Here is a 13,041-nt window from a genome sequence, read left to right as displayed (position 1 = left end):
GAGAACCCCATGTCCCGACGCCTCGTTATCGACCTGGCCTGCCTGGCCACCTTCGCGCTGATGCCCCTGGTGGCGGCGCTGTTCGACGAACCCTTTCTGGTCAGCCTGTTCACGCGCCTGGCCATCTACGGCATGGCCGCCGCCAGCCTGGACCTGCTGATCGGCTACGGCGCCCTGGTCAGCTTCGGCCACGCGGCCTTCTTCGGCCTGGGCGGCTATGTGGTCGGCATCATCGCCTTCCATAGCTCGCAGATGATGCCCCTGTGGGGCTGGGAGGGCAGCAACAGCGCACTCATCGTCTGGCCGCTGGCCCTGCTCTGCTGCGCCCTGCTCGGCCTGGTGATGGGCTACCTGTCGCTGCGCACCAGCGGCGTGCAGTTCATCATGATCACCCTCGCCTTCAGCCAGATGCTCTATTTCATCCTCGGCTCGCTGTCGCTCTACGGCGGCGACGACGGCATCCTGATGAACGAACGCAACGCCCTGCCCGGCCTCGACCTGAACGACGCCAACCAGTTCTATTACCTCTGCGTGGCCCTGCTGGTGGCCTGGCTGCTGTTCTGCCGCCGCCTGGTGGGCTCGCGCTTCGGCTTCGTCCTGCGCGGCCTCAAGCAGAGCGAGCGGCGCACCGTCAGCCTCGGCCTCAAACCCCTGCGCTACCGCCTCACCACTTTCGTCATCGCCGGCCTCGGCGCCGGCCTGGCTGGGGTGCTCTGGGCCAACTACGCGCTGTTCGTCAGCCCCGACATGGCCTCCTGGCAGAAATCCGGCGAGCTGATGGCCATGGTCATCCTCGGCGGCGTCGGCAGCCTGCTCGGCCCGGTGCTGGGCGCCGCCGTCTACCTCGGCCTGGAGCAGCTGCTGAGCCTGTGGACTGAACACTGGCTGCTGATCTTCGGCCCACTGTTGCTGCTGGTGGTGCTGTTCGGCCGCCAGGGTGTCTACGGCTTGCTGATGGCCGGCCGCAAGGTGCGCAAGGCATCCGGTAAAGCCAGCCCGATCGCCACCACCCGTGAGGTGCACCCATGAGCGCACAACTGTCCATCCGCGGCCTGGAGAAGACCTTCGGCGCGGTGAAGGCCACCAACGGCGCCAACCTGGAGCTGGCCGCCGGCGAGCTGCACGCCATCATCGGCCCCAACGGCGCGGGCAAGTCGACGCTGATCTCGCAGATCGCCGGGGAGATCCGACCGGACAAGGGGCAGATCCTCTTCGCCGGCCAGGACATCACCGCCGTGCCGGCCCATGAACGGCCGCGCCTGGGCCTGGCGCGCTCCTTCCAGGTCAGCCAGCTGTACCCGGACTTCACGCTGCTGGAAAACGTCGCCGTGGCCATCGCCGCCCGCGAAGGCAAGACCTTCGGCATGTGGAACCCGCTGTCCCGCGACCGCCGCCTGCTCGATCCGGCGCGCACCTACCTGGACCAGGTCGGCCTCGGCCCGCGCGCCGAGAACCTGGTCAGCGAGTTGTCCCACGGCGAACGCCGCCAGCTGGAACTGGCCCTGGCACTGGCCCAGGAAGCGTCGGTCCTGCTGCTGGACGAACCCATGGCCGGCATGGGCGCGGAAGAATCCGCGCGCATGACCGAGCTGCTGCAGTCGCTCAAGGGCCGATACGCCATCCTGCTGGTGGAGCACGACATGGATGCCGTGTTCGCCCTGGCCGACCGCATCACCGTACTGGTGTATGGCCAGACCATCCTCACCGGCACCGTCGAAGAAGTCCGCAGCAACGCGCAGGTCCGCGCCGCCTACCTGGGGGAAGAACATGCTTGAAGTCAGTGGATTGCAGGCCGGCTACGGCCTTAGCCAAGTGCTGTTCGACATGCACCTGAGCATCGAACAGGGTCAGGTGGTCTCGCTGATCGGCCGCAACGGCATGGGCAAGACCACCACCGTGAAATCCATCATGGGCCTGCTGAAACCCAGCGCCGGGAGCGTCCGCATCCACGGCCAGGAGATGCGCGGCGCCTTGCCCTACCGCATCGCCCAGGCGGGTCTCGGCCTGGTGCCGGAGGGCCGCCGCGCCTTCGGCAGCCTGAGTGTGAAGGAGAACCTGCTGGCCACCGCCACCAAGAGTGGCAAGTGGGACTTGGCGCGCATCTACGCGCTGTTCCCGCGCCTGGAAGAGCGCCAGGACCAGCTGTCGAAGACCCTCTCCGGCGGCGAGCAGCAGATGCTGGTGGTGGGCCGCGCGCTGATGACCAACCCGCAACTGCTGATCCTCGACGAAGCCACCGAAGGCCTGGCCCCGGTGATCCGCGAGACCATCTGGAGTTGCCTCGCGACCCTCAAGGCCGAGGGCGAAACCATCCTGGTCATCGACAAGAACCTCAAGGAGATGGCGCGGGTGGTGGACCGCCACCACATCATCGAGAAGGGCCGACAGGTCTGGCAGGGCACGCCGGATCAACTCGCCGCGACACCGGAGTTGTCGCACCGATACCTGGGCGTCTAGCTCGCCCTTGAATCCGGCCCGTAGTCACGACGGGCCGGACACCCCGATGCAACCAGCCTCCCATCGGCGCCCTCGAAGGCCGGCGGCGGACGGTTGCGCCCAGAAAAACCAGAAGAAGAAGAGCCTTGCGATGATCTACAAGTCCCGTGCGTTCCCGATCCTTTTGAGCACCCTCCCGCTTTCCGCCCTGGCTGCAGAATCCGGCTTCATCGCGGATTCCACCGCCACCCTGCAACTGCGCAACTACTACTTCAGCCGCGACTTCTCCGACATCGTCGGCCCGAACCAGCAGTCCAAGGCCGAGGAATGGGCCCAGGGCTTCATCCTCAACTTCAAGTCCGGCTATACCCCTGGCCCGGTGGGCTTCGGCATCGATGCCATCGGCACCCTCGGCATCAAGCTCGACAGCAGCCCCGACCGCGTCAACACCGGCCTGCTGCCGGTGCAGGAAGATGGCGAGGCCGCAGACGACTACAGCCGCCTCGGCGTGGCCGGCAAGATGCGCGTGTCGAAGACCGAGCTGAAAGTCGGCGAGCTGCAACCCAACCTGCCGGTGCTGATGTTCAGCGACATCCGCCTGCTGCCGCCCAGCTACCAGGGCGCCAGCCTCATCTCCAACGAGATCGCCGGCCTGACCCTGCAGGGTGGCCACCTGACCGGCACCCACCTGCGCAACGAGGCCGGCGACGACAAGCTCCAGGCCCAGATCGGCTACCAACCGCAGCGCCAGGCCGCAAGCGATGCCTTCAACTACGCCGGCGCCGACTACGCCTTCAATGGCAATCGCACCACCGTGGGCGCCTGGTACGCGCAACTGGAAGACATCTACGACCAGCGCCTGATCAGCCTCAAACACGCCGAGCCGGTGGGCGACTGGGTACTGGGCGCCAACATGGGCTTCTACGATTCTTCCGAGGACGGCAAGAAACTGATCGGCGAAGTCGACAACCAGGCCTTTTATTCGCTGCTCTCGGCCAAGCGCGGCGGCCACACCTTCTTCGTCGGCTACCAGGGCATGTACGGCGACCAGGGCTTCCCCAAGGTGTTCGCCAACATCACCCCGCTGGGCAACGAGGTGCCGACCTACGAGTTCGCCTCGGCCGACGAGCGCTCATGGCAGGTGCGCCATGACTACGACTTCGCCGCCCTCGGCATCCCCGGCCTGACCACCACTGTGCGCTATATCAAGGGCGACAACGTCGACACCGGCAAGGGCTTCGAAGGCGAGGACTGGGAGCGCGACCTGGACATCGGCTACGTGATCCAGAGCGGCTCCCTCAAGGGCCTGGGCGTGCGCATCCGCAATGTCACCGCCCGCTCCAACTACCGCACCGACATCGACGAGAATCGCCTGATCCTCAACTACACCCTGGCGCTGTTCTGACCCATCCGACACCTATGGCTCTCGAACGGAGCGCCTCGGTGGGTCACCGGCACGGCCGGCTTTACCTGTAGGGGCGAATTCATTGGCTATGTCTGCTTTAGCTGTTGCGATGTGAGGCGGACGGCTCTAGCACGGGGTGTGCAGACCTTCGTGCCAGCCTGAGGCATCCCTCTTCCGAACGCGGCCCGCCCCGACCCCTCGCCCGCAGGCGGGAGAGGGGTTACGCGCGCCGGCGAGCGCCAAACAGTCATGAAGCCCACAGCGGCCTGAAACTGAGCAAAGACGGTGGGGCAACGACTCTGCCCCTTCAGGAGGCCGAGCGTAATCGTTGCAGAGGGGGACGAGCGGCATGGATGCCGCGAGAGGCGTGCGGGGCCATGGATGGCCCCTCACGCCGGCCCCCCCGGCGCGACGATGGAGCGAAGGGACTCGCCCGGGAGGGCGAAACCAGAAACATCCACAAAACTCGACAATCAACCGGACTCAAACCGTCCTGGCAACACTTAACGCAGACAGAGCGAATTCATTCGCCAAGGGCAGCGCAGCTGCACCGGCACGCTTCACAGGGCAGACCTTCGGCCTGCTTGGCGAATGAATCCGCACCTACAACGGTGGGAACGACCTAGGCGCTCAACCCCATCACCTCCAGCACCGCCCGATACAACGGCGTACCTGGCTGGCCCAGCTCCAGCACCACATCGAAATGATTCTTGCCCGGCGCAGCCACGAAGCGCCCGGACAACCCGCGTGCGGTCCAGGCGTCGAGGAACTCGTGGGACTGGCGGGCGAACTCCGCCGTCTCCAGCGCGCCGTAGCTGACCACCAGCTCGGCCCCTCTTGTCGGCAGGTGGAAGGCCGGGCTGTTGCGCCACGCCGCCGCGTCGTCCATGGCCATCCAGCCGTTGATGTGGGTGTCCAGAAGCGGCCGCAGGTCGAACAGCCCGCTAACCGGCAACGCGCCACGCAGCACCGTATCCGGCACGCCATAGCTCGCATGCCAGCCGCCGGACAGCAGCATGCCGGTCAGGTGTCCGCCGGCCGAGCTGCCGCTGGCGTACAACCGCTGCGGGTCGCCGCCGAACTCGCCGATGTGCCGATGCAGCCAGGCCAGGGCACGGCGGGTCTGGTCGACTATATGGTCCAGGGTCACGGCCGGCGCCAGGTCGTAGTCCAGCACCACCACGCAGGCACCGGCGGCGGTCAGCGCTGGCGCCATGAACGCCGAGTCGGCCTTGGACAGGGCCCGCCAATAGCCACCGTGGATGAACAGCAGCACCGGGGCATCCGGGCGGCTGGCGGGGAAGATATCCAGCCGCTCCCCCGCGCCCGGACCATAGGCCACATCCTTGAAACACGGCAGGCTCGCGTGGGCCTGGTCACTCAGGGCGCGGTACTGGCGCGGGTACTGGTCGAAGTCCTCGACGCTGGCGCGGGCGTTGTATTGCACGTCGTAGTAGGCGGCCAGTTCGGCCGGGTCGTTGGGGCGGGTCATGGGCACCTCCGTTGGTCGTCCGTGGATTAGGCGGCAATCGGTGGCGCGGGGATATCCGGATAGTCGGGGATGGTTATCCGGGGAGTTGGAGTAGTTGTTCGTGGCAAGACCGAGCTCGGGACCCATGACCCTCACCCCTGCCTTCTCCCTGAGGGAGAGGGGGTTGTCCGTGCAGGATTGGTAGTGAGTGCCCGGCGCAAGTCACCCCTCTCCCTTCTCGAGAGGGGACGGGGGGTGAGGGAAGCAGAGTTCGGCATGGTTCCGAAACCAACTGCCCATAAAAAAGCCGGCCAAACGGCCGGCTCAAATGGCGGAGGAACCAGCCTCCCCCACCAATTCGGTGACTCAGGCTTCGGCGCGTACGCGGTCGCGGATCGCTTCCTGCTCCGGAGTCAAAGCGGGTTGCAGCTCGAAGTTGAACTCGATCTCCGCGAAGCGATCCTTGGCGCCACGGGCAGCGGCGGCAGCGGCGTCTTCGGTGAAGCGCACTTCACCCACCAGGCCGTCACGGGTGGCGTAGGCGAAGTCGTCCCACAGGTACTCGTCGCCGGACAGGTTGATCTGGGTGGTCAGGTGGCGGTAGCCGGGCGCGGAGATGAAGAAGTGGATGTGCGCCGGACGATTGCCGTGGCGGCCCAGCAGGTTCAGCACTTCCTGGGTGGTGCCATCCGGCGGGCAGCCGTAGCCGGACGGCACGATGCTGCGGGCGCGGTAGCGGCCCTCACTGTCGGTGACGATGCGGCGGCGCAGGTTGTAGTCCGACTGGGTGGTGTCGAAGTAGGAGTAGGTGCCCTTGGTGTTGGCGTGCCAAAGGTCGACCACCGCACCAGCAATGGGCTGGCCTTCGGTATCGAGCACGCGGCCTTCGAGGAACATCACGGTGCCCGGGTCGGTGCCGTCGTCCATGCGGGTTTCGCCTTCGGACAGCGGCGCGCCGGCCACGTACAGCGGGCCTTCGATGGTACGCGGGGTGCCACCGCTCAGACCGGCCTGCTCGTCCTGGGCATCCAGCAGCAGGTCGAGGTAGTGCTCAAGGCCCAGGCCCGCCACCAGCAGGCCGGCTTCACCGCGAGCACCCATACGGTTGAAGTAATCCACCGCCTTCCAGAATTCCTCGGTGGTGACTTCCAGGTCTTCGATGATCTTGATGGTGTCGACCAGGATGCGGTTGACCAGCTTCTTCATGCGCTGGTTGCCCTGATCGTTGTTGAAGCCGCTGGCTTCCTGGAAGAACTTCTGGACGCTTTCGGTGCTGGACAGTTTGATAGTCATGGCTATTTCCTCATCTTGTTGTTATCGGCGCGAAACGATCAGCGATCGTCTTCGTGAATCGACGACGGGTGGCGGCAGAGACCGTCCACCTCGATCTCCATGTAGGGGAACAACGGCAGCTGCATCAGGGTGTCGTGTAGCTCCTCGACGCTGGCGAGGTCGAAGACGCTGTAGTTGGCGTAGTGCCCGGCGATGCGCCACAGGTGGCGCCACTTGCCTTCGCGCTGCAGGCGCTGGGCCAGTTCTTTCTCATCGGCCTTGAGCTTGGCGGCCTTGGCCGGGTCCATGTCGACCGGTAGCTTCACGGTCATTTTTACGTGGAACAGCATGGGATCGAACTCCTGTTTACTTGCGGCGGAAGAACGCCAGGCGCTCTTCGTCCAGGGCGAGGCCAAGGCCGGGGGTGCGCGGCACATGAAGCTGGAAGTCGCGGTAGACCGGCGCTTCGCTGACGATTTCCTCGGTCAGCAGCAGCGGGCCGAACAGCTCGGTGTGCCAGGTCAGTTGCTTGAGGGTGACGAAGGCATGGGCCGACGCCAGGGTGCCGATGGAGCCTTCCAGCATGGTGCCGCCATACAGGGCGATACCGGCCGCCTCGGCGATCTGCGCGGTGCGCAGCACGGCACGCGGGCCACCGTTCTTGGCGATCTTCAGGGCGAAGATGCTAGCAGCGCCGTCGGCGGCCAGGCTGAAGGCGTCTTCGACGCTTTCGATGGATTCGTCGGCCATGATCGGCGCCGGACTGCGCTGGTTCAGGCGCACCTGGCCGGAACGGTTGATGCGCGAGATGGGCTGCTCGATCAGGTCGATGCCGTTGTCGCCGAGGATGCGGCAGGCACGCAGGGCGACGGATTCGTCCCAGGCCTGGTTGACGTCGACACGCACGCTGGCGTTGTCGCCCAGGGCCTGTTTGATGGCGATCACGTGCTTGAGGTCGCGGTTCACATCGCCCGCGCCGATCTTCAACTTGAAGATGCGGTGACGGCGGATTTCCAGCATGTGCTCGGCTTCGGCGATGTCCTTGGCGGTGTCGCCGCTGGCCAGGGTCCAGGCCACTTCCAGGCCATCCCGAACACGGCCGCCGAGCAGCTCGCTGACCGGCAGGCCGAGGCGTTTGCCCTGGGCATCCAGCAGCGCGCTTTCCAGGCCGGACTTGGCGAAGGTGTTGCCCTTGGCGGCCTTGTCCAGGCGCAGCATGGCGGCGTTGATGTTGCTGGCGTCCTGACCGATCAGCAGCGGCGCGAGGTGGCTGTCGATGTTCTGCTTGATGCTCTCGGGGCTCTCATTGCCGTACGCCAGGCCACCGATGGTGGTGGACTCGCCAAGACCTTCGACGCCATCGGAACAGCGCAGGCGGATCACCACCAGCGTCTGGTTCTGCATGGTGTGCATGGCCAGCTTGTGCGGGCGGATGGTCGGCAGGTCGACGATGATCGTCTCGACGCTTTCGATCAGAACTTGGCTCACTTCAATACCCATCAGGTTCGCTTCATCTGGTCCCGATAGTGGCCGCGACAAATCGCGAGGTCCAATATAGAGTTTGTCTAGCTCGATACCTCCAGGGTATCGAACAACCTGAAACGCTATCGCCCCGGAGTCACCATGGAGCTTCGCCACCTGCGCTACTTCCAGGCGCTCGCCGAAACCCTCAACTTCACCCGCGCGGCCGAACGCCTGCATATCGCCCAGCCGCCGCTGAGCCGGCAGATCCAGCAGCTCGAAGAGGAACTGGGCGTGGCCCTGCTGGAGCGTGGCAGACCCCTGCGCCTGACCGAAGCGGGGCGCTTCTTCCATGAGCATTCCAGCACCCTTCTCGAACAGCTGACCAAGGTCTGTGACAATACCCGCCGCATTGGGTCAGGTGAAAAAGCCTGGCTCGGCATCGGCTTCGCACCTTCCACGCTCTACGGTGTGCTGCCCGATCTGATCCGTCGTTTGCGCAGCGATGCGGGCCTGGAATTGGGCTTGTCGGAAATGACCACCCTGCAGCAGGTGGATTCGCTCAAGGCCGGGCGCATCGACGTAGGCTTCGGCCGCATTCACATCACTGACCCCGCCATCCAGCAGCAGGTGCTGACTCTGGACCCGCTGGTCGCCGCCCTGCCCGCCGGGCATCCGTTGTTGCCCGGCCCGGTGAGCCTGACCGACCTGGCGCAGGAGCCTTTCGTGCTCTATCCGGGCAACCCGCGGCCGAGCTATGCCGACCACGTGCTCGCGCTGTTCGCCGCCTACGGCCTGCAGATAGAAGTGGCGCAGTGGACCAACGAACTGCAGACCGCCATCGGCCTGGTCGCCGCCGGCATCGGCATCACCCTGGTGCCGGCCTCGGTGCAGGTGCTGCACCGCGCCGATATCGGCTACGCCACCCTGCAGGAAGCCCAAGCCACCTCCCCCATCATCATCAGCCGTCGCGTGGGCGACGCTTCGCCGGCGCTGACCCACTGCCTGGCGCTGATCGAAGAGCTGTCGGAGGGGCATATCGGTTAGCCAAACCGCAAGAAAAAAAAGCCCGCAAAGGAGTGGAACGGGCCGAGGTAAAGCGTGAAAAAATCTGCTATCGCAGTGGCGAGAACGTAGCCGGCAGGTAAATCGTGGAGTGCATTTCGCGCAACTGTGGCCCGGAGTTCTCCGGCGGCCAGACACCGTCCTCGACCGCTCGCGTGCGGACGTCCAGCCGCTGCTCCAGGGTGGCGTAAGGCCAGATGTGCAGGTAGCGCGGCGTGCGTCCGTCGGTGGCGTAGAAGGCCGCGTAGACCTGTGAATAACCCTCGCCTGTACGCGGCCCGACGGCCTTCTTCCAGCCCTCCAGGGTGGGGGTCAGGCCGGAGGGAATCAGGTTGTATTCCCGCAGTTCGTAGAAGGGACCGTGGGCGCCCGGCGCGAGGGGTTCGAGGAAGGGGAACAGGCTGTAGTTCTCCACCTTCATGTCGAGCATGAATTCCTCGATACCGAATGCATCCCGCGCCAGCAGGTAGCGCTCGCGCTCGGTCTGGCGCGCCTGTTCGTCGCTGAAGCCGCGCAGCACGGCGACCTGGTTCAGTGGGCCGATATCCGAAGACCAGCAGCCGACCAGGCTGCAGCCCGGCGCCGCCTCGGCGAGGGTCCGTTCCAGGCGTGCCAGTGCCGCGGCCGGCGTGCGTACCCGGAGGGTGAAGGTGATGAGTTCGTAGAGTCGCATCAAAGATCTCGCTGCCAGGGCCCGAGGCGGGGCCGACCGTTTCCGGCCGGCCCCGTGCGGCTCAGAACTTGAAGGTGTAGGTGGTGATCAGGCGGTTCTCCTGGTAGTCCGGGCCCGAGGCGCTGCCATTGCCATAGCGGGTTTTCACGTCGATGTTGCGCCACTCGACGCCGACGCCCTTGAGCGGGCCGCTCTGCACCACGTAGCTGAGGAAGAAGTTGCGTTCGCTCTCGACGTTCTGGTCCAGGGCGTTGTTGCCACGGTCGATGCCGGTGCCGCGCAGGTAGCGGGTCATCAGCTTGAGGCCGGGCACGCCGTAGGCGGCGAAATCGAGGTCGTAGCGCAACTGCCAGGAGCTTTCGTTGGGCTTGACGAAGCCGACGGTGGACCAGTTCACCAGGTAGGGCTGCGGCGCGTACCCGTTCAGGGTCGGGAAGGTGCTCTCGCCGAGCATGCGCTGGTAGCCGACGCCGATGGCGTGGGCGCCCTTGCGCAAGGTGGTCATGGCACCGTAGGACTGGTTATCGATGTCGCCGTAGAGTGCCTTGCCGTCTTCGCTGTTGTCGAAGTAGCGCAAGTCGGTCTTCAGGCCGTAGCCGTTGCCGAGGTCGGTGTTGTGGGTCAGGCCGGCGTAATGCTGCTGGTAGATGTCTTCGAGCTGGCCATAGAAGTAGGTGGCGGAGAGGCTCGGATTGAAGGCGTAGGTCGCCCCACCGAAGTTCAGCCCATCACTGGTGCGACGTGGGCCATTGGGGCCGGTGAACAGGTACATCTTTTCGCGGTTGGACGACTCGCGACTGCTGATTTCGGTGAAGCGGCCGGCGGTGAAGGTCAGTTTGTCCAGTTCACGGGATTCGAGCAGGAAGCCGTGGTAAGTGGTGATCAACTGACGGCTGTCGTCGTAGAAGGCAACCGGCAGCATCGGGCGGTGTTCGCCCACCTTCAGCTCGGTCTTGGAATAGCGCATCTTGCCAGTCAGTGCGGCGCGACCGTAATCACGCGCCTGCTCACCCTTGCTGTCGTCGTAGGGAATGATGCTATCCGGGCCGCGTCCACCGCCGCCGTCCAGGCGATAGGCATATTGCCCGGAAAGGTCCAGCCCGAACTGCAACGGGCCTTCGGTATATCCGGAGATAGCGCGAAAATCAAAACCCTGAGTCCAACTACCGATTCGTGACTGCGGAGCATTGTCTTGTTTGAAGTCACGGTCGATATAAAAGTTACGCAGCCCGAGACTGATCTGCCGATCCTTCACGAAATCCGCCTGGGCGGACATCGGCACGAGCATTCCCATCAGGCCCGCGGCAGCTACGCCGCTGGCCAGCCAGCTTTTCTGAAACATGGACGTGATCCTTTATTACATGTGCACGCAAAGCACATTGAGTGGGAGCAGATTAATGAGCGAAAGAGCAACTCAGGCAGTTAATCCGCAGTGTTGTTTTTATGACCACTTACTGCAAAAAGGCGTAACAAGGCCCGTTACCCGAACATGTACGGGCGCCCTCGATTTCTAGTTATGGATACAACTTGTAACTGGATGAATAGAAACTTCACCCAGTATTTCGGCATCAGCCGAAATCCTTTCCCGCATCGCGAATGAATTCGCTCCTACACCCAGCCGAGGCACGTTCGCCGTAGGAGCCAGCTTGCTGGCGAACCTCCCCCTTCACGGTTTTTCGCGAGCAAGCTCGCTCCTACGAAAATGCGCAGGACATCGGAATCAGCACGCCGAGCGCGAGGCATCTCCCAGGCGGTGGTAGGCGCGGTTGAAGTACACCAGGCCTTCCTGGCTCTTGCCGTGACGAATGCCCAGCACTTCGCAGTAGAAAATGGTGTGGGAACCCACCTCATGGGCTTGGGCGATGCGGCAGTCGAAGCTCACCAGGGCGTCGTCCAGCAGCGGCGAACCGCTCTCCAGGGTGCTCCAGCTGGCGCGGGCGAAGCGCTCGTCGGGGCTCAGTTCGCGGTTGGCGAACACGGCGGAGATCTCCTTCAGTTCGGCGGTCAGCACGTTCACGCTGAGCACGCCGTTCTGCTTGAAATGGCCATTGGCGAACGAGGAGCGATTCATGCACACCAGCAGCGTCGGCGGCTGGTCGGTGACGCTGCACACTGCCGAAGCGGTGAAGCCGAAGCGGCCTGCAGCACCATCGGTGGTGATGACTGAAACGGCGCCGCCCAACAGCGCCATGGCATTACGGAATCCAGTGGTATCGACCATGGTCTTGCCCCTCGGGTGTCAGATGTCCAGCACCAGTTTTTGTGACTTGGCCCGCGAGCAGCAGACCAGGATCTGGTCGTTGGCGGCCTTTTCTTCATCGGTCAGGTAGACGTCGCGGTGGTCCGGCTCGCCTTCCAGCACGTCGCACAGGCAGGTACCGCAGACGCCCTGCTCGCAGGAGATCTCGATCTTGATGCCGACGCCGGCCAGCGCGTCGACGATGCTCTGCCCCTCAGCCACCTGCACGGTCTTGCCGCTGCGCGAGGCGACCACTTCGAAGCCGTCACCACTGGCGTCCACTTCGACCTGGAAGTACTCGCGGTGGATGTGATCGTCGGCGTAACCGGCCTTGCCGGCTTCGGCAATCACCCAGTCCATGAACCCGGCCGGGCCGCAGACATAGACATGAACGTCGTCGCCCGGCTTACCCAGCACGGTGGGCAGGTCGAGCTTCTGCTCGGCGCCCTCGTCGTCGAAGTGAGTGTGCACACAGGCAGCGAAGTCAGCGTTTTCCAGCTCTTCGAGGAAGGCCGTGCGGTTGCGCGAACGACCACAGTAGTGCAGCTCGAAGGCGCGGTCCTGCGCGGTGAGCTCGTGGGCCATGGCGATCATCGGGGTAATGCCGATGCCGCCGCCAATCAGGATCGAACGGCCGGCGTCGGCAGCCAGCGGGAAGAGGTTGCGCGGTGCGCCGATGGCTACCTCGCTGCCTTCCTGCAGCAGTTCGTGGACGGCAATCGAACCACCACGGGAAGCCGGGTCACGCAGCACCCCGAGGCGGTAGACGGAGGCATTCGCCGGGTCGCCACAGAGGGAGTACTGGCGCACCAGCCCGGGCTTGAGGTGGATATCCACATGGGCGCCGGCCTCGAACGCCGGCAGGGGTTTGCCCGTCGGGTCGGCGAGGTCGAGGATCACCACGCCCTCGCCCTGCTCCACCCGCTTGCGGACCACCAGATTCAACACTTGCTCACTCATACCGGCCTTCCCGCACCTTTGAGGTGCTGCTTGTTCTCGTTCGTTGTTACCCACCGCAC

13 protein-coding genes are annotated in these 13,041 nt (G+C 64.7%); 5 read left to right on the top strand and 8 right to left on the bottom strand.

The features are described 5' to 3' along the window. Window positions 1–9 precede the first annotated feature (9 nt). The 4 genes from AAHM40_RS19605 (at window position 10) to AAHM40_RS19590 (ending at window position 3,841) form a co-directional block, all read left to right on the top strand. Entirely contained in the window at window positions 10–1,029 is a 1,020-nt protein-coding gene (locus tag AAHM40_RS19605) for a branched-chain amino acid ABC transporter permease (RefSeq protein WP_342246124.1), read from the top strand. Beyond that, window positions 1,026–1,775 (top strand): ABC transporter ATP-binding protein, encoded by a 750-nt coding sequence (locus tag AAHM40_RS19600; RefSeq protein WP_342246123.1) that lies wholly within the window; start codon window positions 1,026–1,028, stop codon window positions 1,773–1,775. The genes AAHM40_RS19605 and AAHM40_RS19600 overlap by 4 nt, the downstream gene beginning before the upstream one ends. Continuing rightward, a complete protein-coding gene (locus AAHM40_RS19595) occupies window positions 1,768–2,457 on the top strand; it encodes an ABC transporter ATP-binding protein (protein WP_342246122.1) in 690 nt (229 codons plus the stop codon). Before AAHM40_RS19600 ends, AAHM40_RS19595 begins: the two co-directional genes overlap by 8 nt. A gap of 130 nt (window positions 2,458–2,587) precedes the next feature. Then, a complete protein-coding gene (locus tag AAHM40_RS19590) occupies window positions 2,588–3,841 on the top strand; it encodes an OprD family porin (RefSeq protein WP_342246121.1) in 1,254 nt (417 codons plus the stop codon). Window positions 3,842–4,463: 622 nt separating this feature from the next. On the opposite strand, the gene AAHM40_RS19585 is transcribed toward AAHM40_RS19590, so the two are convergent. The 4 genes from AAHM40_RS19585 to AAHM40_RS19570 form a co-directional block, all read right to left on the bottom strand. Further along, a complete protein-coding gene (locus AAHM40_RS19585) occupies window positions 4,464–5,333 on the bottom strand; it encodes an alpha/beta hydrolase (RefSeq protein ID WP_342246120.1) in 870 nt (289 codons plus the stop codon). A 345-nt stretch (window positions 5,334–5,678) separates the two neighbouring features. Then, window positions 5,679–6,605, bottom strand: a complete 927-nt coding sequence (catA, locus tag AAHM40_RS19580) for a catechol 1,2-dioxygenase (protein WP_342246119.1) — start codon at window positions 6,603–6,605, stop codon at window positions 5,679–5,681. 38 nt (window positions 6,606–6,643) lie between these two features. After that, window positions 6,644–6,934 carry a muconolactone Delta-isomerase gene (gene catC / locus AAHM40_RS19575; RefSeq protein ID WP_028628792.1) on the bottom strand — a complete coding sequence of 97 codons (291 nt, stop codon included), beginning with the start codon at window positions 6,932–6,934 and terminating at the stop codon, window positions 6,644–6,646. Between the two features lie 16 nt (window positions 6,935–6,950). Then, window positions 6,951–8,072: a muconate cycloisomerase family protein gene (locus tag AAHM40_RS19570; protein ID WP_342246118.1), complete on the bottom strand. Its 1,122-nt coding sequence runs from the start codon at window positions 8,070–8,072 to the stop codon at window positions 6,951–6,953. A 135-nt stretch (window positions 8,073–8,207) separates the two neighbouring features. Here AAHM40_RS19570 and AAHM40_RS19565 point away from each other — a divergent pair, with 135 nt between their 5' ends. Next, complete coding sequence (locus tag AAHM40_RS19565) at window positions 8,208–9,092, top strand: LysR family transcriptional regulator (protein ID WP_342246117.1); 885 nt, start codon at window positions 8,208–8,210, stop codon at window positions 9,090–9,092. Window positions 9,093–9,159: 67 nt separating this feature from the next. On the opposite strand, the gene AAHM40_RS19560 is transcribed toward AAHM40_RS19565, so the two are convergent. From AAHM40_RS19560 to AAHM40_RS19545, 4 genes are all read right to left on the bottom strand, one after another. Continuing rightward, window positions 9,160–9,783 carry an NIPSNAP family protein gene (locus AAHM40_RS19560; protein WP_342246116.1) on the bottom strand — a complete coding sequence of 208 codons (624 nt, stop codon included), beginning with the start codon at window positions 9,781–9,783 and terminating at the stop codon, window positions 9,160–9,162. 61 nt (window positions 9,784–9,844) lie between these two features. Continuing rightward, entirely contained in the window at window positions 9,845–11,125 is a 1,281-nt protein-coding gene (locus AAHM40_RS19555; RefSeq protein WP_342246115.1) for an OprD family porin, read from the bottom strand. Between the two features lie 378 nt (window positions 11,126–11,503). Continuing rightward, the gene (locus AAHM40_RS19550; protein ID WP_280286561.1) at window positions 11,504–12,004 is read right to left on the bottom strand and encodes a flavin reductase; all 501 of its coding nucleotides are present in this window, start codon (window positions 12,002–12,004) and stop codon (window positions 11,504–11,506) included. Between the two features lie 18 nt (window positions 12,005–12,022). After that, window positions 12,023–12,982 (bottom strand): PDR/VanB family oxidoreductase, encoded by a 960-nt coding sequence (locus AAHM40_RS19545; RefSeq protein ID WP_342246114.1) that lies wholly within the window; start codon window positions 12,980–12,982, stop codon window positions 12,023–12,025. Between the last annotated feature and the right edge of the window lie 59 nt (window positions 12,983–13,041).

This window comes from Pseudomonas sp. OTU5201 (assembly GCF_038440135.1).
Classification (GTDB): Bacteria; Pseudomonadota; Gammaproteobacteria; order Pseudomonadales; family Pseudomonadaceae; genus Metapseudomonas; species Metapseudomonas resinovorans.
The sequence above is the reverse complement of the archived record's forward strand: the minus strand, read 5'-3'. Positions and strand labels throughout refer to the sequence as shown.

What these genes read in the sequence shown, in the direction of transcription:
- AAHM40_RS19605 (WP_342246124.1), top strand. Translation starts at nt 10, where the DNA reads ATGTCCCGACGCCTCGTTATCGACCTGGCCTGCCTGGCCACCTTCGCG.
- AAHM40_RS19600 (WP_342246123.1), top strand. Translation starts at nt 1,026, where the DNA reads ATGAGCGCACAACTGTCCATCCGCGGCCTGGAGAAGACCTTCGGCGCG.
- AAHM40_RS19595 (WP_342246122.1), top strand. Translation starts at nt 1,768, where the DNA reads ATGCTTGAAGTCAGTGGATTGCAGGCCGGCTACGGCCTTAGCCAAGTG.
- AAHM40_RS19590 (WP_342246121.1), top strand. Translation starts at nt 2,588, where the DNA reads ATGATCTACAAGTCCCGTGCGTTCCCGATCCTTTTGAGCACCCTCCCG.
- AAHM40_RS19585 (WP_342246120.1), bottom strand. Translation starts at nt 5,333, where the DNA reads ATGACCCGCCCCAACGACCCGGCCGAACTGGCCGCCTACTACGACGTG.
- catA (WP_342246119.1), bottom strand. Translation starts at nt 6,605, where the DNA reads ATGACTATCAAACTGTCCAGCACCGAAAGCGTCCAGAAGTTCTTCCAG.
- catC (WP_028628792.1), bottom strand. Translation starts at nt 6,934, where the DNA reads ATGCTGTTCCACGTAAAAATGACCGTGAAGCTACCGGTCGACATGGAC.
- AAHM40_RS19565 (WP_342246117.1), top strand. Translation starts at nt 8,208, where the DNA reads ATGGAGCTTCGCCACCTGCGCTACTTCCAGGCGCTCGCCGAAACCCTC.
- AAHM40_RS19560 (WP_342246116.1), bottom strand. Translation starts at nt 9,783, where the DNA reads ATGCGACTCTACGAACTCATCACCTTCACCCTCCGGGTACGCACGCCG.
- AAHM40_RS19555 (WP_342246115.1), bottom strand. Translation starts at nt 11,125, where the DNA reads ATGTTTCAGAAAAGCTGGCTGGCCAGCGGCGTAGCTGCCGCGGGCCTG.
- AAHM40_RS19550 (WP_280286561.1), bottom strand. Translation starts at nt 12,004, where the DNA reads ATGGTCGATACCACTGGATTCCGTAATGCCATGGCGCTGTTGGGCGGC.
- AAHM40_RS19545 (WP_342246114.1), bottom strand. Translation starts at nt 12,982, where the DNA reads ATGAGTGAGCAAGTGTTGAATCTGGTGGTCCGCAAGCGGGTGGAGCAG.